The organism is Bacillus fonticola, assembly GCF_012955605.1.
GTDB classification, from domain to species: domain Bacteria; phylum Bacillota; class Bacilli; order Bacillales; family JC228; genus Bacillus_CG; species Bacillus_CG fonticola.
The window spans coordinates 837,501-861,489 of record NZ_CP052135.1; the positions used below are offsets into that span (position 1 = coordinate 837,501).

A 23,989-nucleotide genomic window follows, 5' to 3' on the forward strand; every position below is an offset into this window, starting at 1 on the left:
GCTCGTCGGGCTCATAACCCGAAGGTCGTAGGTTCAAATCCTACCCCCGCAACCAAATGGTCCGGTAGTTCAGTTGGTTAGAATGCCTGCCTGTCACGCAGGAGGTCGCGGGTTCGAGTCCCGTCCGGACCGCCATTGTTTAAAAAGATAAAAGTTAGTGAGAGATTGTATAAATGCTTACAATAACTTGTTAATGATAATAGGGTTACGATAAGCAAGAAGATCGAGGAAGCGTCTGAAGGAACACCGGAGCGTATTTTAATACGTGAGGATGTGAGTGAAGAAGCTGACGAAGAGATTCGCCGCTTAGCGGAAGCCGAAAACTATTTGGCTCGGTAGCTCAGTCGGTAGAGCAATGGACTGAAAATCCATGTGTCGGCGGTTCGATTCCGTCCCGAGCCACCATTTTTATCTATTTGTAGTTAATGCCGGTGTAGCTCAACTGGTAGAGCAACTGACTTGTAATCAGTAGGTTGGGGGTTCAAGTCCTCTTGCCGGCACCACGTTCTTTTTTATATGTGGAGGGGTAGCGAAGTGGCTAAACGCGGCGGACTGTAAATCCGCTCCTTCGGGTTCGGCAGTTCGAATCTGCCCCCCTCCACCATTTGATAGGGGCATAGTTTAACGGTAGAACAGAGGTCTCCAAAACCTCCGGTGTGGGTTCGATTCCTACTGCCCCTGCCAAAATTACTCATGGCGGCTGTGGCGAAGTGGTTAACGCATCGGATTGTGGTTCCGACACTCGTGGGTTCGATTCCCATCAGTCGCCCCATGCACACATTTAAGCCGGTTTGCATATTGTATTCCGACCTACATAATGGGCTATAGCCAAGCGGTAAGGCAACGGATTTTGATTCCGTCATGCGTTGGTTCGAATCCAGCTAGCCCAGCCATTTTGCGGAAGTAGTTCAGTGGTAGAACATCACCTTGCCAAGGTGGGGGTCGCGGGTTCGAATCCCGTCTTCCGCTCCAATGCTTATTCGGCGGCATAGCCAAGTGGTAAGGCAAAGGTCTGCAAAACCTTTATTCACCGGTTCAAATCCGGTTGCCGCCTCCATAAAATTAATATTTCATTTTGATGTGCCAGTGTGGCGGAATTGGCAGACGCGCACGACTCAAAATCGTGTTCCCTCGGGAGTGCCGGTTCGACCCCGGCCACTGGTATCACTTTTTATTATTGTCAATTACAGAAGAATTCAGGAATATCAAGGACTTTAACGTCTATCTACAGTTTTGTAGGTAGGCGTTTTTTTGTGTTGTAAATGATGTCAATGATTGAAACTGAAATCCGTAGTGGGGGTTCACCTTGTTGGCGTCGTACACTATATAGAACGATTTTGTTCTGTATAAAATTGTGAAAAAGTAAGTAATCCAGAGATAAATCGAGGAAATGAACGAAAACCATTCTTTATAACGAATAAACGGCTATATTTCGACTTTTTCAATCTGTTCTATATGTCATATACTCAGTTTGTGGATTCGTTAAAACGAACAACGATAAACAAATAAAAGTGCAACAAACTAATGAATTAACTAACTCGTTGTACATAATGTTCACTGTTAAGAACGAGAACGAGTGGAAGGGAGGAGTCATTATTAGATACTTACGAAGTCGTAAATTCAGAAAGAAACAGAAAGGTTTGTTTTTTGGAATACAGGCTCTTTTGATTTGGTACGCTGCAGTGATCTCTTCTATCTCCCTTGTTGGTTATACAGGAGCTGCCTTTAATGACATTGAATCACTCGATAGTTCTTTACATGTGAAATGGGATGTTCCAGACCTTGATCTTCCAGACAATGATGAATGGGATAAAAGTTCATTAGACTTTGACGGTTCTCAAGCGGGTGGCAGTTGTAGCAGGATCTATACAACAATTTTTAATGCTGGTGATAAAGCAAATGCAACCTCAACTTGGAGATTTTATGTATACAACGTTTCTGATATGAATACGCCGATTGACACAGGTATTGTTCCTGTAATCGAGTCAATGAGTTGGGGAGAAATTAGCTCAGATCAAGTTTCCGAAAATGGTACTTACAAATTTACGATTCGAAGACCACTAGGACACCCTGCTAAAAACAAACCTGATGAAAATGGATACACGTACATTGGGTGGAGCGAAGAGATTATTGTAGATGACTGTAATCCAGATAGTGTTGATGATGGTAATTCAGGTGATGATGGAACTGCAGACGGCGAAGAAAATGCAGAAGACAGCGAATCAGGAAATGACAAAGAAAACGACGAAGACAGCGAATCAGGAAATGACAAAGAAAACGAGGAAGACAGCGAATCAAGGAATGACAAAGAAAATGACGAAGACAAAGAATCAGGAAATGACAAAGAAAACGAGGAAGACAGCGAATCAAGGAATGACAAAGAAAACGACGAAGACAAAGAATCAGGAAATGACAAAGAAAACGACGAAGGCAGCAAATCAGGTAATGACAAAGAAAATGCAGAAGACAGCAATTCAGGGAATGACAAGGAAAATGAAGAAGGCAGCGAATCAGGGAATGACAAGGATGATGAGGGAGACAACAATAACGACGACGAGAGAGGTCCTTCTCATGGAAAGCCAGGCCCACCACCTGGAAAAGGTCCTGATAGATAGGGATTAGGTTTAGTCATTTTAATCAAGCGTGATGATAAGTGAATTTGCTAGGGAAATATGTATAGGGCAGATATCAAATGAAGAAGCATCCTTATAGCTTATGAAAGCAGGTGTATAAATTGAAAAAAACTATAAAGATCGCAAGTAATTGCTTGTATGCGGTTGCTATCACTTTGTTACTAGTCATGATCTTCATGGTTTTCTCATCTAGAGCGTCAGGCGGAGAACCTGAACTATTTGGCTATCAATTCAAGGTCGTTTTGTCAGGGTCGATGGAACCGACGTTTAATACTGGCTCTATCATTCTTGTAGAAAAGTTAAACGATACAAAGAATCTTACGGAAAATGACGTAATCAGTTTCAAACAAGGTGAAAATGAGATCGTCACCCACAGAATTATTGAGGTTGTCAACAATGAGGATAGCGTCTACTACCGTACAAAAGGGGACGCTAATGAGGACCCTGATATGAATGCGGTCGTGGCAGAGAATGTTGTAGCAAAGTACTCTGGCATCACCATTCCACTTGTTGGATACTTTCTGAACTTTGCTAGCTCACCATTAGGTACAGGGCTGCTACTTATTATACCAGGCATTCTACTAATCGCTTATTCTGTTATCACCATACGCAAAGCCATTAGAGAGATTGAAGAAAAAACCAACAGCGTTACCAGAACAGATCCGTCAGAAAAATCAGCTTAATTCGGTTGCAACTCTATCAGAGTTCAATATACATACCCTATTTGGGTGGAAAATTAATTGGGGAGGAATTTTACAATGAGTTTGAAAAAGAAAATGAGCTTGGGCATCCTATCAGGTGCACTAGGGGTTTCACTTATCGGAGGAGGAACATGGGCAGCGTTTAATGATGTGGAAACGGTACAAAATACACTGGCTTCTGGGACGTTGGATCTAGTTGTTGGTGAAGATACTACAATGGACTTTCAGGTAAGTAACTTAAAGCCTGGTGACTATTTCACAGAATCATTAGTACTAGAAAATAACGGTTCTTTGGACATCAACCAGATTTTGGTTCACGCTACGAAACAAGAGGGGTGGACTGACAAGGATGAGCTAGGTCTTGCCGGAAAGCTAGGTGTGGAGGCTGCTGGTGAAAACACTGAAGACGATTTCCTTTCACAATTTAAAGTTGTCATCACGAAAAAGGGTGATGACGCGACTCCAGATGTAGACGTTTTTGATGGTTATCTAAATGAGTTGGCTGCTGGTACTGGGGTTGACGAACTCACTAACACAGATGAAAACACGGTTGGTTTAGCAGCAGGTAATTCGTCAATTACTTACGATGTGTACGTTGAGTTTGAAAGTGACAATACTTATTTTTCAAATAGCCGTCTTCAGGTCCAAAACAAATACCAAGGTGAAATGTCTAATCTCGAGTTCGTCTTTGAAGCAACGCAAATGCCTGGTGAGTCAAGAGACAATGACGTAGAAGAAGTAATAGTAGAAGTAGTAGAAGAGTAATTTCCTCAAGCATAAATGCAAGCTTCAAAAATCGATAGATTCTTATTAATAGGAGGAACAATGAAAATGACTTTAAAAAAGAAATTAGCAATGGGTGCACTATCTGCCACACTTGGTATGTCCTTAGTAGGAGCTGGAACATGGGCGGCGTTTAATGATATTGAAGAGGTGAGTGCTAGTGTAGCTGCAGGAACTCTTGATCTTGTAGTGGATGAGTACGATGGGCCGGTTAACTTTAACGTATCCAATCTAAAACCTGGGGATACGATGACGAGATATATCAAGCTTGACAACGCTGGTTCTTTAGCAATCAAAGATGTTCTATTATCTATTGATAGCATAGACTTTACTGATTATCTTCCAGAAGGTGGAGACCCGGATACTTATGGGCAAAACTCTGCAGAAGAATATCTATCTCAGTTTAAAGTAACTCTATTAAAAACTGGAATTGAAGGTGCAAAAGAGGAGATCATCAGTTCAAGCGAAGAGATAACTTTGGCGGATATTTACAAGGCAACAAATCCTAGTATTAAAGACGAAGGTGCGATTACTAAATTATCTGGAGCGGTTGCAGGTTATTGGGTGGAAGGTCGTGTGAATCTTGCCTCTATGGCTCAAAATCAATATACAGGCTTACCTGTAGACCCAGACGACTTTGATGCAGTTGAACTATCCATTGAGTTTGTCGAATACAGCGAAAGAGACGATCGTGGTGTTGAGGAGCAAAATAAATATCAAGGTGACACTGTAGATGTAACCTTCACTCTTGAAGCTCGCCAATGGGATGGTCAAGAAGTAACAGATCGTGATATGGACGAAAGTGGTTATGTTGAAACAAATGAAGAAGCGAACAATGGTGATGGATTCTAAAAGAAAGTCATGAAAAACAAAAGGTGGGTGTTCACCCACCTTTTGTTTAATCAAACTATTTTAAGTGCCGAAACTTAAAATATGTGAGGTTTTGAGATGAGATTATTGAGAATATTATTTATATGTGTTTCTGTGCTATCTCTAATAAGCTTCGTGCCTGCAGCAAAGAGTTATGCAGCCCCAAATCTAGATCTTGATACAATACCAGATAGCTATTTATTCAAGATCTCTAACATGAAGCCAGGTGACTATGCTACTCGGACACTTACCATCTTAAATCCTGGGAAGAGAAGTTTTACGTATCAATCACGGGCGGAATTCACTGGTGGAACTGAGAATGCGGATGAAGATTTAAAAGATGGTGTAGATTTGTACAATGAGTTTTTGCTCAAGGTTTGGTCTTTAGATAAAGATGATAACTCTAAAGCGGAACTGCTATATGGAGGAAAACTAAAAGATTTTGAGGGTCTAGATCCTAGATATTTACCTTCTAATTCTGCCGAAGATCTACGGTTTAGAGTAGATTTTCCTTATGAACTGGGGAACGAGTATCAAGGTCTTGCCTTTAATTTTGAGCTACTATTTGGTGTAGAGGCCCGAGATCCAGACCCTGATCCAGATCCAGAAAACCCAGATGATCCAGAAACAGAGGACCCAGATCCTGAAGACCCGGATGATCCAGAAACAGAGGACCCGGGCCCAGAAAACCCAGATGATCCAGAAACAGAAGACCCAGATGATCCAGAGACAGAGGGGCCAGATCCAGAAGACCCAGGTGATCCAGATCCAGAAGACCCAGAAACAGAGGAGCCAGATCCAGAAAACCCAGATGATCCAGAAACAGAGGAGCCAGGCCCAGAAAACCCAGATGATCCAGAAACAGAGGGACCAGATCCAGAAGACCCAGATTCAACCTCAGATGAAAATGAAGAAGACGAAATCAATCCAGTTCGTCCGATTGATGAGGATGACTTAAATTCTCCTCCAAGTGATGGTCAGATTTTGCCGGATACTTCTACGGATTTGTTCAATTACTTACTCGCCGGTGTTGTATTCACAGCTACGGGACTTACGCTGTTTATGTTCCAGAGAAGAATGAAGCGCGATGTTCGCCTAAAGAGAACTAGACTCATGAGACCTTGATCTGATCGTCCATAATCAATCAAGGTCTTTTTCATTGTAAATTTTGGCATGTAGTAAAATGGTTATGCCGAACTCAGAAGGACTCTTGTAACACAAAAAAGCGTCCTGATGATTTGTGTCACCTACACGCCTTTCCTCCTATTTCGATCCTATTCTAAGGTCCCGTTATTGATTGTTCAATTTCCACCTATTAAATTCAAGGAATTCCTTAAATTGTTCTTTTGAGATTCCGGAGCTCATGGCTTCTCGAACGAGTGTTGTCCATTCCGAATCCAACTCTTTGCCTTCCTCTTCACTCGGTTCATCATGCAGCAAAATGTTGACAGTGACACCTAGCTCGGCAGATATTTTTTCTAAAAATTGAATAGAAGGGTTAGATTGGAGGTTTCGTTCAATCGAGCTCAAGTATGATTTTGCCACTCCAGCACTTTCTGCCAGTTCAGATAATGACATCTCTTTTTGTAGGCGGTATTTTTTTATTCGTTCACCAATCATTTCAAAATATCACCTGCCCTTGTCAACATTATAGCATATAGCGAAAGGTTTGTTCCATATGAAGAACGGAAAGTGAGGTGGAAATATGATTGAATAAGTCATTGCTATAGAAGTTGTAAGTGTTAAGATGGGTATAAATCTAACTGTCTGTTGATTTAATTAAGTATTAAGGTGTGTTTGTGTTGGATACAGTCGTCGTTTTTATCATAATTATTCTTTTCGCCTCCGTCTTACAAACTAGTACCGGATTCGGTTTTTCCATCATGGCTACTCCGTTTCTGCTTCTTTTATTTGAACCAAGAGAAGCGGTGCAAATAAATCTGGTATTGTCACTTGTGATTTCGCTTGCGCTTATTTCAAGAATTAGAAAAGAGATCGATTTTGGAATAATGAAGAGATTTATTATCGGTAGCCTTATTGGAGTACCGGTAGGAATTTTTATCTTTTTGTCTGTGGATGCTGACGTGTTAAAACTGGGTGTCAGTGTGTTGATTTTGTTTTTGACGGTACTGTTAATTCTAAATTTCCGAGTGAAGCAAACTTATTTTGGGGATCGTGTTGTGGGTGTTTTGTCTGGCGTTCTCACTACTAGTATAGGGATGCCCGGGCCACCACTATTGCTTTATTTTGCAGTGACGGATACAAAAAAAGAGGTGTTGAGGGCAACGACGTTAGCTTTCTATCTATTTATTTATGCAGTTAGTCTAGTCACGCAGCTGGTCTTTAGTGGGACAAGCGGTACAGTTTGGGTGTCGAGCGGTCTAGCGTTACCGATTGTTGTGGTTGGTCTGATGTTAGGGCAAAATTTGTATAAGCGGATTAACCAGCGGATGTTTCGTCTGTTTACGTATGTCATCTTACTCTTTACTGGGGTGTATTTATTGATTGAAAGTGTAGGGTAGTTGGTGAAGGAACAAAAAGAGTGTGGAATGAGTTAACATTTTCCACACTCTTCATCCCATCAAACAACTAAAATTTTATCGATCAAATCATATGGGTTATCCATCAAACGACTTGAGTTTGTCCATCAAACCACCGGAGTTCTCCATCAAATCACTGAATTTGTCCATCAAATCATCTAAATTATCCATCAAACCTTTTGGTGGGGTTAAACCTGCCGCTCCCAATGGCGATGCTGTGCGACGGCGTTCGTAAATCCTTCACTAAAGGACTTCATGTCTTTCATGTTACGCATGGTGACTATTCCTTTGTCTGAAAATAATTCTGCCGTATTGTCAGATCCCGCTGTTTTAACGCCTTGAATTTCTGTTGAGGCAAGTAGGTCGATTCCTTCGTTCGTGGCACCGATTGTTTTGGCGTGTTTGAAGGCATCGTTAATGAAGTGTAAGGCGTCTTTTTGCCCCATTAAATTCTCCACGCTTTTTTTGCCTCCGGTGACGTAAACGGCATCGTACATAATAGATCCTGTTGTTAGGAAAGTTTTGGTCACTTCTAGTTGCTGGTCGTCTGCACAGGTGATCATTCCTAAGTTTTTGCTAATGATGTCCGTGTGTATTCCTGCTCTATGTACTCCTTCCATAAACTTGGTCACTTCAGGGTAGTTAAAGCCGTTTTCAGCTAGGATGGCGACTTTTCTCGTTCCGGCGTCTTTGACTGTGCCTACTTGGCTTACGGCCGGTGACGTATCCGTAACACCTGATCCACCTGGAGTTTTAGGTGCGTCTACGCCTACACCTGCAGCAATTTGGATAGCTAGCTGTCCGTCGACGTTGTTGAACATGTCCACTACACGTTGTTTAATTTGTTTATCTTTGACCTTGCCGATTTCAAAATGAAAGGCATCAATAATATGTTGTTTTTCTGGATCAGACATACTGTTCCAGAAGAGAGTGGTTTGTTTGAAATGATCTTTGAAGCTATCGCTACGTTTACGAATTTTTTTGCCTTCCACTTTCTCAACGTGGTGCACGTAACCATTCTCAGCTTCTGATGCGGGTTCCGGCGAATTCCCTTGCATGGTATTCGGTGAATAGCTCACTTTTCCCTGATCGATCGTCATACGGTGGTACCCATCCCGTTGGTTGTTGTTTACAGGAGCGACCGGGCGATTAATCGGTATCTCGTGAAAGTTCGGACCACCTAAACGGATGAGCTGGGTATCTGTATAGGAAAAGAGTCGTCCTTGTAATAAAGGATCGTTACTAAAGTCGATTCCAGCTACTACGTTGCCAGGGTGAAACGCTACTTGTTCCGTTTCCGCAAAAAAGTTATCTTGGTTCTTATTCAAAGTCATTTTACCAATGATTTTGACTGGAACCACTTCCTCAGGCCAAAACTTCGTTGCATCGAGGATATCAAAGTCAAAGCTAAACTCATCCTCTTCCTCTATGAGTTGAATCCCAAGTTCGTATTCAGGGTATTCGCCCATGTTAATAGCATCCCATAAGTCTCGTCGCAAGTAATCGGGATCTTTACCGGCTAACTTTTGAGCCTCGTCCCAAACGAGAGAGTGAACACCGAGTTTAGGTTTCCAGTGGAATCTGACAAAGCGTGCTTTCCCTTGCTCATTGATGAGCCTGAACGTATTGATACTGAAGCCTTCCATCATGCGAAGGCTTCGAGTGATTCCTCTGTCAGAGAGAAGCCATAGGGTATTGTGAGCAGTTTCTGGTGTGCTGACGACAAAGTCCCAAAAAGTATCATGGGCCGAAGAGGCTTGAGGTATTTCATTATCAGGCTCTGGTTTAATCGCGTGGATCAAATCAGGAAATTTCATACCGTCTTGAATGAAGAAGACTGGTGTATTATTCCCGACCAAATCGTAGTTGCCATCCTCTGTATAAAACTTCGTTGCAAAACCTCTTATATCGCGTACAGTGTCTGCTGAACCCCTTGAACCGACCACATTAGAGAAACGAACAAACACAGGTGTCTTCACGGATGGATCTTGTAGAAATTTGGCCTTCGTAAATTCAGCCATGGGCTCGTACACTTGAAAGTAGCCGTGCGCAGCGGAACCTCTAGCGTGGACAACGCGTTCTGGAATACGCTCGTGATCGAAGTGGGTCATCTTTTCACGGAAATGGAAATCTTCCATTAAAGTCGGACCTCGGTCGCCAGCTTTGAGGGAATCGTCAGTATTGGAAACACGTACCCCTTGATCTGTTGTTAGCTTCTCGCCACCGTGGTTCGAGCGGAAATTTTCGAGTTGTTCATCTTTACTGTTCTTTTGTGGAGTAGATTTATTTTGTTGCTTGCCGTTGTCCATTTTTCATCCCTTCCCATCTGTGTGGCGTGTAACTTTTGAGGTGGAATTTACCACACTACTATTATCTCTTCCCCTTTATGTTTTATACTTAAATTTGGAAAGGAGAGGACGGAATTTGGGCCATATGTATCTCGTTAGACATTGTCAGGCGGAGGGTCAAGCGCCTGAGGCAATACTTACTAAAAAGGGTAGAGAACAGGCGGAAGAGCTAGCTGATTATCTCGGTGAACTAAAAATTGAACGAATCATCTCTAGTCCGTATGTGAGAGCCTTGCAATCTATTGAACCTTTGGCAAATAGTGTAGGGATAGGCATAGAAGAAGATGAACGTCTATCTGAAAGGGTACTTGCTCCGGAACCGCATCCAGACTGGCTGATGCTGTTGCAAAAGTCATTTGATGATCTTGACTTTTGTGTGGACGGTGGTGAGTCTAGTAGGGAAGCTATGGAAAGAGCCGTTGCCGTGTTACAGGACGCTAAAGAGTTGAGTAAAGGAAATGTAGTGATGGTGACGCATGGGAATCTATTATCACTATTACTCAAATATTTTAATGAGGATGTTGGATTTAACGAATGGGAGAGGTTGAGCAATCCTGATTTGTATTCTGTCTCTTTCTCGGGTGAAGGTACGTGTAAGGTTGTGCACATTGATTTGTAACAAGAGAGTAGGGGGCTTGCGTTGCGGCCCCCTACTAAATTGGTATTTTAGCTAGTAATCGTTTCTCCGAAAATCTCATCCATCCGTTTGCGACCAACTCTAACCTCACTCGTCATCTCGTCGAATAGCTCTTGAACGGTAGGCACATGGTTGATGAGCCCCGCTACTTGGCCTGCCCAACCAAAGCCTGCTGCTTCGTTTCCGTCGTAAATATATTTGCAGTTTGCCATTCCGCTAATCATCTCTTTTAAATCCTCGTAAGTGGCGCCTGCTTGCTCGCGGGCGATAATTCCTTCGGTGAAGTCGGTTTTTAATACGCGTCCTGGTGAGCCTAACGTTTTCTTAATAATCACGGTGTCTGTTTCCTTTGCAGAGATAACAGCTTGTTTGTAAGCCTCACTAGCGTGAACACATTCCTGAGTAGCGATAAACCTGGTCCCCATTTCTATTCCTTCTGCACCGAGTGAAAGGGCTGCTAGCAACCCGCTACCTGTGCCGATGCCTCCACTCGCTAGTACGGGTATCGATACGGACTCAACGACACGGGGGATGAGCACCATCGTGCCAATATCGTCGCGGCCGAGGTGTCCGCCGCCTTCCTGACCTACAGCCATGACGGCATCTGCACCAAGCTCTTCTGCCTTTTGCGCGTGTCTGACCCCTGACACTAGGACGAGTGTACGAATATTTTCTCCTTCTAATCTCTCAAAAATAGGCTTGGGATTGGCGCCAGTGATCGAGATGGCGGGAACCTGCTCGGCAATCGCCGCTTCGAGTAGTTCTTTATACTGCCCATCATGCCTTCCGATGGCAAAATTCACTCCAAAAGGTTTGTCGGTGAGCGTTCGTACTTTGCGGATTTCCTCTCGTAGTCTATCAGGGGTACGTAGCGTCATTGCCGTAATTTGTCCGAGGCCACCTGAATTGGAAACAGCAGCTGCTAGTTCAGCGTAAGCTAAGTACGCGAGCCCACCTTGTACGATCGGATAGGTAATGCCAAATAGGTCTGTTACACGTGTTTTCATCTTCCCTCTCCCTTCCTTCTTCTGGTTGCGTTTCCTTATTCGCCTTGTAAGTGGGGAATTCCTGTTTCGAATTTGCGTTAAAACAGACCAGCCCTTGTGCACCCTTCTTAAAAGGGCTGAAAACAGCTTCCACGTCACATTTTTTCCCAAGACTTTTGTAATGAAATAAACGCGGCGAGCTCATTGCTTTCTTTTCTTCTGTTTTTACGAATCGTAGCTCGATCTACTCCTGTTTCAAAAAGTTTCTTTTCCTCTTCTGTTTCTGGCATAACGGTCGGTACAGCAGTCGGATTCCCTTGTTCGTCGAGTGAGACAAAGGTAAGAAAAGCCGTTGTCGCGATTTTTCGCTCGCCTGACATTAGATTTTCCTTAATGACTTTGACAAAGATCTCCATCGATGTTCTCCCTGTATAAGTGACAAATGCTTCAATAGAGACAGCATCCGTCGGCTCAATCGCATGTAAAAAGTCAACGGAATCTGTGGAGGCTGTGACGACTTCTGTACGGCAATGTCTCCTGGCGGCAATGGAAGCGACAGCATCAATCCGTTTCATTAACACACCACCGAATAAAGTGTGGTGGTTGTTCGTGTCGTTGGGGAGTACTAAGTCTGTTTGCACGACTCTAGACTCTTTGCAATATTTTTCTGCCATGATGTCAGCACCTTTTCTATAGTTTATTCTTCTGTTAGTTCAATCTATATCCATTGGAAGCTGTCGGAATACACTTTTGTTTTTTTGCAGAGTTTCATAAAAAAAGGATTGACTTGGTGGCGATCACAATATATAATAGAATGTGTTCCTTAGAAAATATATGCGGGTGTAGTTTAGTGGTAAAACCTCAGCCTTCCAAGCTGATGATGTGAGTTCGATTCTCATCACCCGCTCCATATGATCTTTCACGTTTGTGCTCAAGAAGGGCAGCAAGCGTTTTTTTGTGCCTGTTTTTACCCTGTGAGTTAGAGAGATAAGAGCGTTAATCCGGGTTTAAGAGCGTTAATCCCGAGATAAGAGCGTTAATCTAGGTTTAAGAGCGTTAATCCCGAGATAAGAGCGTTAATCTAGGTTTAAGAGCGTTAATCCCGAGATAAGAGCGTTAATCTGGGTTTAAGAGCGTTAATCCCGAGATAAGAGCGTTAATCTAGGTTTAAGAGCGTTAATCCCGAGATAAGAGCGTTAATCTAGGTTTAAGAGCGTTAATCCGGGTTTAAGAGCGTTAATCCCGAGATAAGAGCGTTAATCTGGGTTTAAGAGCGTTAATCCCGAAATAAGAGCGTTAATCTGGGTTTTAAGAGCGTTAATCCCGAGATAAGAGCGTTAATCCGGGTTTAAGAGCGTTAATCCCGGTTCAATGTACATTAACTTTGTAAGCTGTGTGAGTGGCTTGTCCACCGTGTACTTGGGTGAACATGTTTGCCCACGATTCAAGTAGTCTGTCTGCTTGTTCTTGAGAAAAACTTGGCGGGAGAAAGCCTATTTGCAAAGCGCTAGTCGTTTTTTCAGTAACGGCTGTTCTTTGTGAGTCGACATATGGACTGCCAAAAGGGCCACGATCGTCTGCAAGAATTGGCCATCCTGTAAGGGTAACCTCTCTTCCATTTAAGGCTGGCATGCTGTCTTCTTCTGTTCCCAGTCGTATAGTGACGTTGCCAACTGTTTTGGCGCGATCGTAGCATCCTACAGGAAGACCGTATTGCATCGAAAATAAATTGTTCACGTCTACAGCGGAATGTGGTCCCGAAAGCTGGGCTTCTTTCTTTACTCTGCGCAACAAACTCTCAGCGGAATGTCTGTATCGACTAACGGAAACGCTGTTTTGTTTCAACAAGTCACGCCACTCTTGGACAGCGCCTCTAGTTGTCACTTCCTGCTCCTGTAATTCTGTATGTGTCGTCTCCAGAAAGAAGTGAAGCCGCCCCTTCAGCATGGACGGTGTTTCTCCTACAGTAATGCCTTCATAAAAAATTGCCCCAAACAAACAACCTGGATAAGATTTTTGTAAGGATGGGTGCACGGTCAGTTCCATAAGTTTCCCTCCCCATTTTACTTACAAGTAGTTTATCATAGATGACAAACAGACGTTAGGAAAGGAGGTTTGGTGTGATGGATTTTGCAGCTTTGAAAGAAGAGGTCATTGCGTATAGTCGTTCGATCGGAATCGATAAGATTGGCTTTGCTGAAACAAAACCGTTTGATGAGTTGAAGAACCACTTGCTACGTCAGCAAGAGCTGGACTATGCGTCAGGCTTTGAGGAGCCGGACATTGAGAAGCGGGTTGACCCAGAGAAGACGTTTCAGCAGCCGCGTTCTATCATTGCGATCGCGCTAGCTTATCCTTCCAAATTAGAAGGGGCACCGCAAAGTAAACGCGGGGAGCGACGAGGGTTATTTTGTCGTGCATCGTGGGGAGAGGATTACCATCACGTACTACGACGAAAATTAAAACAGTTGGAAACGTATTTGGCTGAGCGCGTTCCACATGCAAGGTTTCGGTCAATGGTCGACACAGGAGAGCTTTCTGATCGGGCTGTAGCTGAGCGAGCGGGAATTGGGTGGAGTGCGAAAAACTGCGCGATTATTACGGAAGAATTCGGTTCCTACGTATACTTAGGCGAAATGATTACGAACCTTCCGTTTGCGCCGGATGAACCGATGGAAGATCAATGCGGAGATTGTACGATTTGTATTGACGCTTGTCCGACTGGAGCGCTTATCGAAGGTGGACAACTGAATGCAAAACGCTGTATCGCTTATTTAACGCAAACGAAGGATTTTCTCCCAGACGAGTTTAGAAGTAAGCTCGGAAATCGTTTGTACGGCTGTGACACGTGTCAGCTCGTTTGCCCGAAGAACAAAGGAAAGCATACCGCACACCAAATCGACTTTCTGCCAGATCCGGAAAAGGTGAAGCCACTGTTGGAGCCGCTACTGACGATGTCCAACAGAGATTTCCGCGATACGTACGGAACGATGGCTGGTTCTTGGCGTGGGAAAAAGCCGATTCAACGTAACGCGATTTTAGCTCTTGCACATTACAAAGCTGAAGAAGCAGAGGGTACTTTAGTACAAGTCATGCAAGAGGATCCACGACCGGTGATTCGCGGAACGGCGGCTTGGGCACTTGGAAAGATCGGAACCGAGACGGGCAAAGAGGAGATTCTTTTTGCGAAAGGGAGAGAAACCGACTCGAGCGTACTTGCAGAGATGGATAAGGGACTTGCGTTTTACTCTAAATAACAAAATTTAAAGTGGACAACGTCGAAGCGCCCACCTCTGACATATAGATAAAGGATGAAGGGCTAAAAACGCTAACGCCTTTCTAACCCACATCGTGTGGGTCCGATGGGGAGGGGTTCGATGAAAGAACAGCTGCAAGCCTTTATCACACATTATGTCGAGCAGGCGGTGTCCAATGAGCCGTCTGAACGTTACGGTCTGTATCACTTGGAGACGTTGGAGCGCAAGAAATGGTCTTTACAAGAACGAAACGCTGAAATTGTGAAAGCGAGGGCAAAAGGTGCCATTGACCGGATTGATGAGCAGGACGAAGTGCAGGAAGTGTATTATTGGTTGCACCATCATTGGTTGATTCGTCAAAAAGATCATTTCTACGTAGAAGAAGCTTTGGAGAAACGGAAAGCAGAATTTTACCGCGAACAGCTGATGGACGATGCGATTCTTCCATTGGCTGAATCAGCTCCTGAGGATCCCGCATCGACAACACTCGATGAGTTAGATGTAACCGATCCAGTCATACGTGCTCCTTTTACGTACGATAGAAGAAAGGCTGTTCAATATGCAGAACGCTGGTGGAACAGCTATAACCCGAAGTACGAACAGTTTGAAAACGACTGTACCAATTTCATCTCTCAGTGCTTACACGAGGGAGGCGCCCCGATGCGTGGGTATCCGAATCGGGGCTCGGGCTGGTGGATGCAAAATAATAACTGGAGCTACAGCTGGTCTGTTGCCCACAGTTTGAAAAATTACTTAGCAAATTCCACGACCGGATTGCGTGCAAAAGAAGTGTCGAGTGCAAGAGAGCTAAAACTTGGGGACGTCATATGTTATGATTTTGAAGGGGACGGCAGGTACAATCACAATACGATTGTGACCGCAAAGGATGCAAACGGAGAACCATTAGTGAACGCGCACACGTACAACAGTCGCAATCGCTATTGGGCGTACGAAGATTCTACAGCCTATACCCCAAACATACGTTACACATTTTTTACCATTGTAGACGATTGAGAAAGAGGAGATAGTAGTTATGGCATTACACGTTGTTATGTATCAACCAGAAATCCCAGCTAATACAGGAAACATTGCCCGTACTTGTGCAGCAACAAACACCGACTTACACTTAATTCGTCCACTTGGCTTTTCCACAGACGACCGCATGCTAAAGCGTGCCGGTCTAGATTATTGGCAATACGTGAACGTCTCTTATTATGATGCTGTAGAAGAGTTATTTGAGCGATTTCCAGATGGCGAGTTTTATTTAGTAACAAAATTCGGTCAACAATACTACAGTGACTTCACATACGATTTTGGGAACAAAGACGTATTCTTCGTGTTTGGCCGTGAAACGAACGGTTTGCCGCCGGAATTGATCGAAGCACATAAAGAACGGGCATTGCGTTTACCGATGACAGATCAAGTGCGCGCACTCAATGTGTCGAACACGGCAGCCATTTTAATTTATGAGGCCCTTCGTCAACAAGGATTTCCGGGGATGAAGTGAGAAGAACAGTGTAGTGAGGGGAACCTGGCTACGCTGTTTTTCATTTTTGGTAGCAGTTATTTTGATGGATCTTCTATCGGAAAAGAGTAGGTTTCTTGCTTTCTAAGTGAAGAGTTGTAAAGATAGACGTAGAGGAGTGTGAGAGTCATGATCAACGACACGATAAAAACGATAATAGCGCATCGCTCTGTGCGCAAATTTAAATCAGAGCCACTAACAGAAGAAACGATACACACGTTAGTTCAAAGCGCACAAGCAGCATCTACTTCTAGTTACATACAAGCGTATTCGATTATTGGCGTGACCGATCCGGATAAGAAGAAGCAGTTTTCCCAGTTCGCCGGGAGTCAAGAGTACGTGGCGGAGAACGGACATTTCTTCGTGTTTTGCGCAGATTTACACAGACATGACTGGATGGCAAAGAGAGCGGGAGAAGACATTAGCGAGATGCTAGACAGTACAGAGAAATTTATGGTGGCGTGCATTGATGCCGCACTGGCTGCACAAAATATGGCAATTGCAGCGGAGTCGATGGGATTAGGTCTTTGTTATATCGGGGGCATTCGCAACAATTTAGAAGAGGTTACAAAGATACTGGAAACACCAGATCGTGTACTGCCCCTGTTTGGCATGGCAATTGGAGTGCCTGCGAAAGAAACGTCTCAAAAGCCACGACTTCCGAGAGCTCACGTGTACCATGAAAATACATACAAAGACGAGCATTACGAAGAGACGCTACAGGAGTACGATGACATCATTCAGTCGTACTATACGGAACGCACGAAGGGGAAGAGGACAGATACGTGGAGCGAGCAAATGGTGCGAATGCTCTCAAACCCTACGCGGATGTATATGAAGGAGTTTGTGGAGAAGAAGGGGTTTAACAAACGATAAAAAGAAACCTGCTGATTTTAGGTCAGCAGGTTTCTTATCGCTAATTTATTTACGGTTTGAACCTGGTTTGTCTTCGTAGCCTGCAGTGAAAATGGCCACTAGGAACGTAACGGTTACACCTAGAATAAGAACTGTTCCCATCACCGTTTCCTCCTTTAGAAGCCCAGGACGGTCAAAATATGCCTGAACTTATTAATTATGTAATCAAATTGCCCATACTTTGTTATGATTAGTATACCTCAAAGGTTTGCGAAAAGAAACATGAGCGGTGGATCTTTCGACTGTCTAGTTTTGTCATATTATGCATACTACCTGAATTTTAACAGGAGTTTGCTTGTCTGATCACGAATTTATTTTTCGTGCAAACGGCTGATGATATACATAAGAAAGGGTGGAATAGCGTGCTGACAATAGATACGTATCAATATTGGTTAGCTCATAACAAAGTAGACGAGCAAGACAAACAGCTATTAAGGAAGATGACTGAACGCGAGAGGGAAGATGCGTTCTATCGTACTCTGGAATTCGGTACCGGGGGCATGCGCGGAGAACTTGGACCAGGGACAAACCGAATGAACGTCTATACGGTGCGAAAAGCGAGTGAAGGTTTAGCCCAGTTTCTAGTAGACAAAGGAGCAGATGCCGCGAAAAAAGGAGTGGCCATTGCTTACGATTCGAGACACCAGTCTGATGTATTTGCGCGTGTCGTTGCGGAGACGGTGGGTACTCATGGTATTCCTGTCTATCTGTTCCCAACCCCACACTCCACACCAGAGCTTTCCTTTGCGGTGAGAAAATTAGGTGCAGCCGCTGGTATCGTGATCACAGCGAGCCACAATCCTCCTGAGTACAACGGATTGAAGGTGTATGGAGACGACGGGGCTCAGCTACCTCCTGATCCGGCAGAAGAATTAATTACATATGTAAATGCTGTAGAAGATGAACTGTCACTGCAACCTAAGCTCTTTGCGGAATTGCAGGAAAGCGGACTGATTCGCATGCTGGACAGTGCTATAGATCAAGCTTATTTGCAAATGGTTCAGAATGTAGAGCAATGTCAAGCTAATGAGCGGGATAGTGAACTACAAATTGTGTTCACCCCACTTCATGGGACTGCCGGGAGACCTGTGACTAAGTTGCTCGCCAACTGTGGGTATGAGAATGTCACAACCGTAGCTGAACAGATGCAACCAGATCCTAACTTCTCTACAGTAGATCTTCCCAATCCTGAGGAACCCGCTGCTTTCAAGTTAGCTATAGACTACGGTGAGCGAGTAAATGCAGATATTTTGTTAGCGACAGATCCCGATGCAGATCGAATGGGAGTGTGTGTTCGAAATGATAAAGGCAAGTTCACCGTGCTCACTGGTAACCAGACGGGTGCGCTTGTACTCTATTACTTGCTATCACAAAAAAAAGCAAACGGCACTCTTCCCGAAAACGGGATTCTGTATAAAACTATCGTTACGTCGCCTTTCGGGGAAACGATCGCAAATCAATTCGGTGTTTCGGTAGAGGATACGTTGACAGGCTTTAAATTTATTGCAGAAAACATTAAGCGATCTGAACAAAGTGGTCAGCACACGTTCTTATTCGGGTATGAAGAAAGCTATGGCTATTTGATCGATCCGGCAGTACGTGATAAGGATGCGATTCAGGCGGTACTATTAGCAGTGGAGGCAGCCGCTTATTACAAAAAACAAGGCAAGACTTTGTACGATGTTCTCCAAGATCTGTACGCAACGTATGGACACTTCCGCGAAACTTTGCATTCGATTACGCGGAAAGGAAAAGAGGGGGCGGAGGAAATCGCTCAGATTCTGCGCTCATTAAGAGAGAATCCACCGACAGTTATTGCTGGACGGGAAGTACTCTTTGCAGAGGATTACAACCAAGGAACGCGAACTGAAATCGCTACGGGTGAAGTGACCGCACTTACCTTGCCCGCTTCAAATGTGTTAAAGTTTTATCTGGCTGGAGGAGCATGGTGCTGTGTGAGACCGTCCGGAACAGAGCCGAAGTGTAAGTTTTACTTCGGAGTATGCGAAGAATCTTCAGAAGAGAGTGATTCTGCTTTGGCGAGGATGACGGAGCACTTTATGAGGATTGTACAATAGTGGAGAAATGAAAGATCATACTGAATTTGCTGGAGTGTAGAAAAACACTCATTAAAATATTGCTAGAGCCATCCACCTATTAGGTAGGTGGCTTTTTAGTGTGCAGAACGTCTTTCCAAACTTAACGACCGAAACTTAAATCCTGTTTTACAATCCTCACTCATGCCTGGCAGAGGGCTTGCATAGTGTAGTAATAGTCTCGACTACGCTGGGGGAGGTCCAACAATGGATATCTTAAAAAGAATCGAAGAACATCGAGAAGAAGAAGAAAAAGTTAAGTGGGAAGGGACGTTCAGTGAGTATTTGGATATTGTGAAGGAGAACCCATGGGTGGCTCAATCTGCACACTCTCGGGTCTACAATATGATCAAAGATGCCGGCATCGAAGAAGTGGATGGCCAAAGACAGTACTCTTTCTTTTCTGGGGAAATGTTTGGACTTGAAGAAGCTCTAGAACGACTTGTAGAAGAGTACTTTCATCCTGCAGCCAGACGACTAGACGTCAGAAAGCGAATTCTTTTATTAATGGGCCCGGTAAGTGGAGGAAAATCGACACTTGTTACTTTGCTAAAGCGAGGGATGGAACGGTATTCTCGAACAGATCGAGGTGCCATTTACGCCATTAAAGGGTGCCCAATGCACGAAAATCCTTTGAACTTGATTCCGTCGCACTTACGTGATGAATTTTACGATGAATACGGAATACGCATTGAGGGGAATTTGTCTCCATTGAATGTGATGCGTTTAGAGCAAGAATATGGTGGGCGTATTGAAGATGTCCGTGTGGAGAGAATTTTTCTATCTGAGGACAAACGGGTAGGAATCGGAACGTTTTCACCATCCGATCCGAAGTCACAAGATATTGCCGATCTTACGGGAAGCATCGATTTTTCGACCATTGCTGAGTACGGTTCTGAGTCTGATCCACGCGCGTATCGTTTTGATGGAGAGCTTAACAAAGCGAACCGGGGAATTATGGAGTTTCAGGAGATGCTGAAATGTGACGAGAAATTTTTGTGGCATCTGCTTTCCCTCACACAAGAAGGAAATTTCAAAGCAGGAAGATTTGCACTTATTTCAGCTGATGAAATGATTATCGCTCATACAAATGAAACAGAATATCGCTCGTTCATCGCAAATAAAAAGAACGAAGCGTTACACTCTCGAATTATCGTCATGCCGGTTCCGTATAATTTGAAAGTGTCAGAGGAAGAGAGAATTTATGAGAAAATGATTCGTGAGAGCGATGTAAGTGACGTGCACATTGCGCCTCATACGTTAAAAGTGGCGGCGATGTTCTCAATTTTGACTCGTCTTCAAGAACCGAAAAAGGGTGATATCGACCTTGTCAAAAAGCTACGTTTGTATGATGGGCAAAGTGTGGAAGGCTTCAATCAAGCGGACGTTGATGAGTTAAAGAAGGAGTATCCTGAAGAAGGGATGAGTGGGATCGACCCACGTTACGTCATTAACCGTATTTCCTCCACGATTATTCGTAAGGAGATACCATCGATTAATGCACTCGATGTGTTGCGCTCATTAAAAGAAGGTCTTGATCATCATTCTTCGATTTCGAAGGAGCAGAAGGAAACATATTTAAATTACATTTCGCTTGCCCGCAAGGAATACGACGACATTGCGAAGAAAGAAGTACAGAAGGCGTTTGTTTATTCGTATGAGGAATCTGCTAAAACGCTCATGGATAACTATTTGGACAACGTGGAAGCGTACTGCAACAAGGCTAAATTACGTGATCCACTCACCGGTGAAGAAATTAATCCAGATGAGAAGCTTATGCGCTCGATTGAAGAGCAGATCGGTATTTCTGAAAACGCAAAAAAAGCATTCCGTGAAGAAATTCTTATTCGCATCTCGGCATATGCGCGTAAAGGAAAGCGATTTGACTATAAATCACATGATCGACTCCGTGAAGCGATTCAAAAGAAATTGTTTGCTGATCTAAAAGACGTGGTGAAAATCACGACGTCGACGAAAACGCCAGATGAACAGCAGTTGAAAAAGATCAATGAAGTTGTGGCACGTCTCGTAGATGAACATGGTTACAATATTTCCAGTGCAAATGAGCTTCTCAGATACGTAGGTAGTTTGTTGAATAGGTAAGAACGTAGGAGCTGTCTCTCATTACGAGAGGCAGCGTTGTTGTTTAATGGGTGTCACTTTTTCGAGATTTAGTCTACTTAACAGACGAAAGGTCTACTAATTGAACACGAACTTAGACCTAGAACTGTTCTATTTAGAGGTGAATACAATGTATGTACAAGCGAGGTGAAGAAAATGAAGATTATGCACGATGCTGGGCACGGTGCCAATACGCCTGGAAAACGTGCTCCTGACGGTTCTTTGCGAGAGTTTGAGTTTACTAGTGCCGTTGTAGAATACACGGTTGAAGAAATGAGAAGAACATACACGGGAGTCGAACACCTTCTTGCACACGACCCAACAGGACGCGTCGATGTTCCTTTACAAGAGCGGACAGATAAGGCGAACCGTGAACAGGTGGATGTGTACGTTTCGTATCATGCAAATGCATATGGTAGTGATTGGAACAGCGTGCGCGGTACAGAAACATACGTATACACGACGCGTACTCGAGAAGAAGTCGAATTAGCAGAACTTGTTCAAAGAAATTTGATCAGCGATTTAGGGACGGTCAATCGAGGTGTGAAATCGGCTAACTTCCACGTATTACGCGAAACGAATATGCCTTCTATCTTGATGGAGTTTGAGTTCATGACAAATCGAGAAGCACTTGCCCTCCTGAAAAGTGAGGAATTCCGGAGAGCGTGCGCACGATCAGTCTCCGGATCATTAGGAGAATTTTATGAATTAACAGCGCGGACAACAGGAGGCGAAGAGGAAATGGAAACTGACACAACGCGCTATCGGTTAGTGACTGGAACGTTCCCCAATGCACAAGCCTTTGCCGATGCTCTAGAACGTTTCGAGGCGCGTTTTTCCTGGTTGAAATATGAAAGGGCCGATTCTACAAACTTTGATCCGACGTACCGCATCGTAACAGGCACATTCACTGGAAGAGAGAGTGCAGAACGAGCGGCCGAGCAAATAAGGGAAGCCTTCGGTTGGATTGTGTATGTGGAAGAAGCATAGAAAAAGGATCGCAAAAAAACAGTGGGGCTACACGGGCCACCGCTGTTTTTTAGTAGTACAGGGAGTGGGTGATGGTTTCATAATGCAATTTTTCATGCGGGACAAATCTATTTTTGCCAATGAGCTTGTGTACTGACACTTTTTCTCCGGGCTTAATTATTTCAAACCATTTCATCTCGAAAGCAAGTACCATCAAAATGAAAAATAGACAAGTGGCCATTTGTCGAAATTGTTTGTCAATGTTTCTCCTTCCTTGCATAAGATAGAGTAATTCCCGACTTTGTATCTACTACTGTAGTTGAAAAGAGTGTAGAGAGTGGGCAGTGTATGTAAACGTCAAGGTTATCGTATGCAGCCATGAGGGAATGTGTGACGCGCAAAAGAAGAAGGAGGGAGACAGATGACAGCGTCAGAACGTCGTCAGTTTGTGGTGTCAAAGGAAGATTGGGCCCTCCACCGAAAAGGACATGATGATCAGAAGCGACATCAAGAAAAGGTGAAGGAAGCCATTCAGCAAAATTTGCCGGATTTAATCACGGAAGAAAATATTATCATGTCAAATGGCCGAGACGTTGTAAAAATTCCTATCCGGTCACTGGATGAGTATAAGATTCGTTACAATTACAATAAGAACAAACATGTCGGGCAAGGTGACGGCGAAAGCCAAGTAGGGGATGTGATCGCACGAGACGGTACCCCGCAAAAAGGTCCTGGTCAAGGGCAAGGAGCAGGAGATCAAGCTGGGGAAGATTACTATGAGGCGGAAGTATCTATTTTAGAAGTGGAAGAAGCGTTATTCAGCCAACTGGAATTGCCGAACTTAAAGCGAAAAGAGTTTGACGAAGAATGGGTTTCAAAAGTAGAGTTTAACGACATTCGCAAAAACGGCCTCATGGGGAACATTGATAAAAAACGAACGATGTTGACTGCCTTCAAGCGCAATGCGATGCAAGGAGAAAAGGGTTTTTATCCGATTTATCCTGAAGATCTAAAATTCAAAACGTGGAATGAAGTCAAGAAGCCAGATTCAAAAGCAGTCGTACTCGCGATGATGGATACGAGTGGTAGTATGGGCATGTGGGAAAAGTACATGGCCCGAAGTTTTTTCTTTTGGATGACAAGGTTTTTGCGCACGAAATACGAAACGGTTGATATTGAATTCATTGCCCACCATACCGAAGCGAAAGTTGTCAGCGAAGAGGACTTTTTCTCAAAAGGAGAGAGTGGTGGAACGATTTGTTCTTCCGCTTACCGAAAAGCATTAGAATTAATTGATACGAAATACCCCGCAAGTAAGTACAACATTTACCCTTTCCATTTTTCCGACGGTGACAATTTGACATCAGATAACGCGCGGTGTGTGAAGTATATTGAGGAAATACTGCAGCACGCTAACATGTTTAGCTACGGAGAAGTCAATCAATACCAAAGGAACTCGACGCTCATGTCCGCATTTAAAAACATTCGCAACGAAAAATTCCGCTACTACATCTTAAAGCAAAAACCAGACGTTTTCCGAGCCATGACATCGTTTTTTCAAAAAGAAAAAGAAGAGCAAGTTGGTTGAACCTACACGATCATGTGTAG

General features: G+C 43.8%; 21 protein-coding genes and 12 tRNA genes (1 of these 33 running past the window's edge). 27 read left to right on the top strand and 6 right to left on the bottom strand.

Annotated elements, in window-relative coordinates:
• From HHK01_RS04080 to HHK01_RS04155, 16 genes are all read left to right on the top strand, one after another.
• Positions 1–55: transfer RNA gene (locus HHK01_RS04080), tRNA-Met, on the top strand (it extends 22 nt beyond the left edge of the window).
• A 3-nt stretch (positions 56–58) separates the two neighbouring features.
• A tRNA-Asp gene (locus HHK01_RS04085) sits at positions 59–135 on the top strand.
• 194 nt (positions 136–329) lie between these two features.
• A tRNA-Phe gene (locus tag HHK01_RS04090) sits at positions 330–405 on the top strand.
• 22 nt (positions 406–427) lie between these two features.
• Positions 428–503, top strand: a tRNA-Thr gene (locus tag HHK01_RS04095).
• 17 nt (positions 504–520) lie between these two features.
• Positions 521–604: transfer RNA gene (locus tag HHK01_RS04100), tRNA-Tyr, on the top strand.
• Between the two features lie 6 nt (positions 605–610).
• Positions 611–684 (top strand) — tRNA-Trp (locus HHK01_RS04105).
• Between the two features lie 12 nt (positions 685–696).
• Positions 697–772 (top strand) — tRNA-His (locus HHK01_RS04110).
• A gap of 46 nt (positions 773–818) precedes the next feature.
• A tRNA-Gln gene (locus HHK01_RS04115) sits at positions 819–893 on the top strand.
• A 4-nt stretch (positions 894–897) separates the two neighbouring features.
• Positions 898–972, top strand: a tRNA-Gly gene (locus HHK01_RS04120).
• Between the two features lie 10 nt (positions 973–982).
• A tRNA-Cys gene (locus tag HHK01_RS04125) sits at positions 983–1,057 on the top strand.
• A 25-nt stretch (positions 1,058–1,082) separates the two neighbouring features.
• Positions 1,083–1,164: transfer RNA gene (locus HHK01_RS04130), tRNA-Leu, on the top strand.
• A 386-nt stretch (positions 1,165–1,550) separates the two neighbouring features.
• The gene (gene tapA / locus HHK01_RS04135) at positions 1,551–2,615 is read left to right on the top strand and encodes an amyloid fiber anchoring/assembly protein TapA (protein ID WP_228027652.1); all 1,065 of its coding nucleotides are present in this window, start codon (positions 1,551–1,553) and stop codon (positions 2,613–2,615) included.
• A gap of 119 nt (positions 2,616–2,734) precedes the next feature.
• Complete coding sequence (sipW, locus tag HHK01_RS04140) at positions 2,735–3,316, top strand: signal peptidase I SipW (protein WP_170006539.1); 582 nt, start codon at positions 2,735–2,737, stop codon at positions 3,314–3,316.
• A 75-nt stretch (positions 3,317–3,391) separates the two neighbouring features.
• The gene (locus HHK01_RS04145; RefSeq protein ID WP_170006540.1) at positions 3,392–4,099 is read left to right on the top strand and encodes a TasA family protein; all 708 of its coding nucleotides are present in this window, start codon (positions 3,392–3,394) and stop codon (positions 4,097–4,099) included.
• A 60-nt stretch (positions 4,100–4,159) separates the two neighbouring features.
• Positions 4,160–4,969, top strand: coding sequence for a TasA family protein (locus HHK01_RS04150; protein WP_170006541.1), 810 nt, complete (start codon positions 4,160–4,162; stop codon positions 4,967–4,969).
• Positions 4,970–5,101: 132 nt separating this feature from the next.
• Positions 5,102–6,112, top strand: coding sequence for a hypothetical protein (locus HHK01_RS04155; RefSeq protein WP_228027653.1), 1,011 nt, complete (start codon positions 5,102–5,104; stop codon positions 6,110–6,112).
• A 165-nt stretch (positions 6,113–6,277) separates the two neighbouring features.
• Here HHK01_RS04155 and HHK01_RS04160 read toward each other — a convergent pair whose 3' ends face one another.
• Positions 6,278–6,607, bottom strand: a complete 330-nt coding sequence (locus tag HHK01_RS04160) for a helix-turn-helix domain-containing protein (RefSeq protein ID WP_170006543.1) — start codon at positions 6,605–6,607, stop codon at positions 6,278–6,280.
• Positions 6,608–6,789: 182 nt separating this feature from the next.
• Here HHK01_RS04160 and HHK01_RS04165 point away from each other — a divergent pair, with 182 nt between their 5' ends.
• The gene (locus tag HHK01_RS04165) at positions 6,790–7,509 is read left to right on the top strand and encodes a sulfite exporter TauE/SafE family protein (RefSeq protein ID WP_170006544.1); all 720 of its coding nucleotides are present in this window, start codon (positions 6,790–6,792) and stop codon (positions 7,507–7,509) included.
• A 96-nt stretch (positions 7,510–7,605) separates the two neighbouring features.
• Here the strand turns inward: HHK01_RS04165 and HHK01_RS15740 are convergent, their stop codons facing one another.
• Both HHK01_RS15740 and HHK01_RS04170 read right to left on the bottom strand, forming a co-directional pair.
• On the bottom strand, positions 7,606–7,734 hold the full coding sequence (locus HHK01_RS15740) for a hypothetical protein (protein WP_265575555.1): 129 nt from the start codon (positions 7,732–7,734) through the stop codon (positions 7,606–7,608).
• Positions 7,716–9,836 carry a catalase gene (locus tag HHK01_RS04170; protein WP_170006545.1) on the bottom strand — a complete coding sequence of 707 codons (2,121 nt, stop codon included), beginning with the start codon at positions 9,834–9,836 and terminating at the stop codon, positions 7,716–7,718. The genes HHK01_RS15740 and HHK01_RS04170 overlap by 19 nt, the downstream gene beginning before the upstream one ends.
• Before the next feature lie 124 nt (positions 9,837–9,960).
• Here HHK01_RS04170 and HHK01_RS04175 point away from each other — a divergent pair, with 124 nt between their 5' ends.
• Positions 9,961–10,494, top strand: coding sequence for a histidine phosphatase family protein (locus HHK01_RS04175; RefSeq protein ID WP_322619390.1), 534 nt, complete (start codon positions 9,961–9,963; stop codon positions 10,492–10,494).
• Between the two features lie 47 nt (positions 10,495–10,541).
• On the opposite strand, the gene HHK01_RS04180 is transcribed toward HHK01_RS04175, so the two are convergent.
• Both HHK01_RS04180 and HHK01_RS04185 read right to left on the bottom strand, forming a co-directional pair.
• Positions 10,542–11,519 (bottom strand): NAD(P)H-dependent flavin oxidoreductase, encoded by a 978-nt coding sequence (locus tag HHK01_RS04180; protein ID WP_170006547.1) that lies wholly within the window; start codon positions 11,517–11,519, stop codon positions 10,542–10,544.
• Between the two features lie 134 nt (positions 11,520–11,653).
• Positions 11,654–12,172 (bottom strand): acyl-CoA thioesterase, encoded by a 519-nt coding sequence (locus HHK01_RS04185; protein WP_170006548.1) that lies wholly within the window; start codon positions 12,170–12,172, stop codon positions 11,654–11,656.
• 162 nt (positions 12,173–12,334) lie between these two features.
• Between HHK01_RS04185 and HHK01_RS04190 the strand changes: the two genes are divergently transcribed.
• Positions 12,335–12,408 (top strand) — tRNA-Gly (locus HHK01_RS04190).
• Between the two features lie 458 nt (positions 12,409–12,866).
• Here HHK01_RS04190 and HHK01_RS04195 read toward each other — a convergent pair.
• Complete coding sequence (locus tag HHK01_RS04195) at positions 12,867–13,544, bottom strand: B3/B4 domain-containing protein (RefSeq protein ID WP_170006549.1); 678 nt, start codon at positions 13,542–13,544, stop codon at positions 12,867–12,869.
• Between the two features lie 77 nt (positions 13,545–13,621).
• On the opposite strand from HHK01_RS04195, the gene queG reads away from it, so the two are divergent.
• The 8 genes from queG to yhbH all read left to right on the top strand — a co-directional run bounded on the left by queG (position 13,622) and on the right by yhbH (position 23,969).
• Positions 13,622–14,755 (top strand): tRNA epoxyqueuosine(34) reductase QueG, encoded by a 1,134-nt coding sequence (gene queG / locus HHK01_RS04200; protein ID WP_170008648.1) that lies wholly within the window; start codon positions 13,622–13,624, stop codon positions 14,753–14,755.
• A 120-nt stretch (positions 14,756–14,875) separates the two neighbouring features.
• Positions 14,876–15,769, top strand: coding sequence for an amidase domain-containing protein (locus HHK01_RS04205; protein ID WP_170006550.1), 894 nt, complete (start codon positions 14,876–14,878; stop codon positions 15,767–15,769).
• A 19-nt stretch (positions 15,770–15,788) separates the two neighbouring features.
• Complete coding sequence (gene trmL, locus HHK01_RS04210; RefSeq protein WP_170006551.1) at positions 15,789–16,262, top strand: tRNA (uridine(34)/cytosine(34)/5-carboxymethylaminomethyluridine(34)-2'-O)-methyltransferase TrmL; 474 nt, start codon at positions 15,789–15,791, stop codon at positions 16,260–16,262.
• Between the two features lie 150 nt (positions 16,263–16,412).
• Positions 16,413–17,156: an oxygen-insensitive NADPH nitroreductase gene (gene nfsA, locus HHK01_RS04215; protein WP_170008649.1), complete on the top strand. Its 744-nt coding sequence runs from the start codon at positions 16,413–16,415 to the stop codon at positions 17,154–17,156.
• 359 nt (positions 17,157–17,515) lie between these two features.
• Positions 17,516–19,273, top strand: a complete 1,758-nt coding sequence (locus HHK01_RS04220) for a phospho-sugar mutase (protein ID WP_407646928.1) — start codon at positions 17,516–17,518, stop codon at positions 19,271–19,273.
• A 225-nt stretch (positions 19,274–19,498) separates the two neighbouring features.
• On the top strand, positions 19,499–21,394 hold the full coding sequence (locus tag HHK01_RS04225) for a PrkA family serine protein kinase (RefSeq protein WP_170006552.1): 1,896 nt from the start codon (positions 19,499–19,501) through the stop codon (positions 21,392–21,394).
• A 174-nt stretch (positions 21,395–21,568) separates the two neighbouring features.
• Positions 21,569–22,402, top strand: a complete 834-nt coding sequence (locus HHK01_RS04230) for an N-acetylmuramoyl-L-alanine amidase family protein (RefSeq protein ID WP_170006553.1) — start codon at positions 21,569–21,571, stop codon at positions 22,400–22,402.
• A 400-nt stretch (positions 22,403–22,802) separates the two neighbouring features.
• The gene (gene yhbH / locus HHK01_RS04235; RefSeq protein WP_170006554.1) at positions 22,803–23,969 is read left to right on the top strand and encodes a sporulation protein YhbH; all 1,167 of its coding nucleotides are present in this window, start codon (positions 22,803–22,805) and stop codon (positions 23,967–23,969) included.
• Positions 23,970–23,989: the final 20 nt, after the last annotated feature.

Excerpts from the sequence above, each read along its gene's own strand:
- HHK01_RS04145 (WP_170006540.1), top strand. The coding sequence starts at position 3,392 with ATGAGTTTGAAAAAGAAAATGAGCTTGGGCATCCTATCAGGTGCACTA.
- HHK01_RS04230 (WP_170006553.1), top strand. The coding sequence starts at position 21,569 with ATGAAGATTATGCACGATGCTGGGCACGGTGCCAATACGCCTGGAAAA.
- HHK01_RS04185 (WP_170006548.1), bottom strand. The coding sequence starts at position 12,172 with ATGGCAGAAAAATATTGCAAAGAGTCTAGAGTCGTGCAAACAGACTTA.
- HHK01_RS04180 (WP_170006547.1), bottom strand. The coding sequence starts at position 11,519 with ATGAAAACACGTGTAACAGACCTATTTGGCATTACCTATCCGATCGTA.
- tapA (WP_228027652.1), top strand. The coding sequence starts at position 1,551 with ATGTTCACTGTTAAGAACGAGAACGAGTGGAAGGGAGGAGTCATTATT.
- HHK01_RS04225 (WP_170006552.1), top strand. The coding sequence starts at position 19,499 with ATGGATATCTTAAAAAGAATCGAAGAACATCGAGAAGAAGAAGAAAAA.
- HHK01_RS04195 (WP_170006549.1), bottom strand. The coding sequence starts at position 13,544 with ATGGAACTGACCGTGCACCCATCCTTACAAAAATCTTATCCAGGTTGT.
- HHK01_RS04160 (WP_170006543.1), bottom strand. The coding sequence starts at position 6,607 with ATGATTGGTGAACGAATAAAAAAATACCGCCTACAAAAAGAGATGTCA.
- trmL (WP_170006551.1), top strand. The coding sequence starts at position 15,789 with ATGGCATTACACGTTGTTATGTATCAACCAGAAATCCCAGCTAATACA.
- queG (WP_170008648.1), top strand. The coding sequence starts at position 13,622 with ATGGATTTTGCAGCTTTGAAAGAAGAGGTCATTGCGTATAGTCGTTCG.
- HHK01_RS04175 (WP_322619390.1), top strand. The coding sequence starts at position 9,961 with ATGTATCTCGTTAGACATTGTCAGGCGGAGGGTCAAGCGCCTGAGGCA.
- HHK01_RS04150 (WP_170006541.1), top strand. The coding sequence starts at position 4,160 with ATGAAAATGACTTTAAAAAAGAAATTAGCAATGGGTGCACTATCTGCC.
- HHK01_RS04170 (WP_170006545.1), bottom strand. The coding sequence starts at position 9,836 with ATGGACAACGGCAAGCAACAAAATAAATCTACTCCACAAAAGAACAGT.
- HHK01_RS04205 (WP_170006550.1), top strand. The coding sequence starts at position 14,876 with ATGAAAGAACAGCTGCAAGCCTTTATCACACATTATGTCGAGCAGGCG.
- yhbH (WP_170006554.1), top strand. The coding sequence starts at position 22,803 with ATGACAGCGTCAGAACGTCGTCAGTTTGTGGTGTCAAAGGAAGATTGG.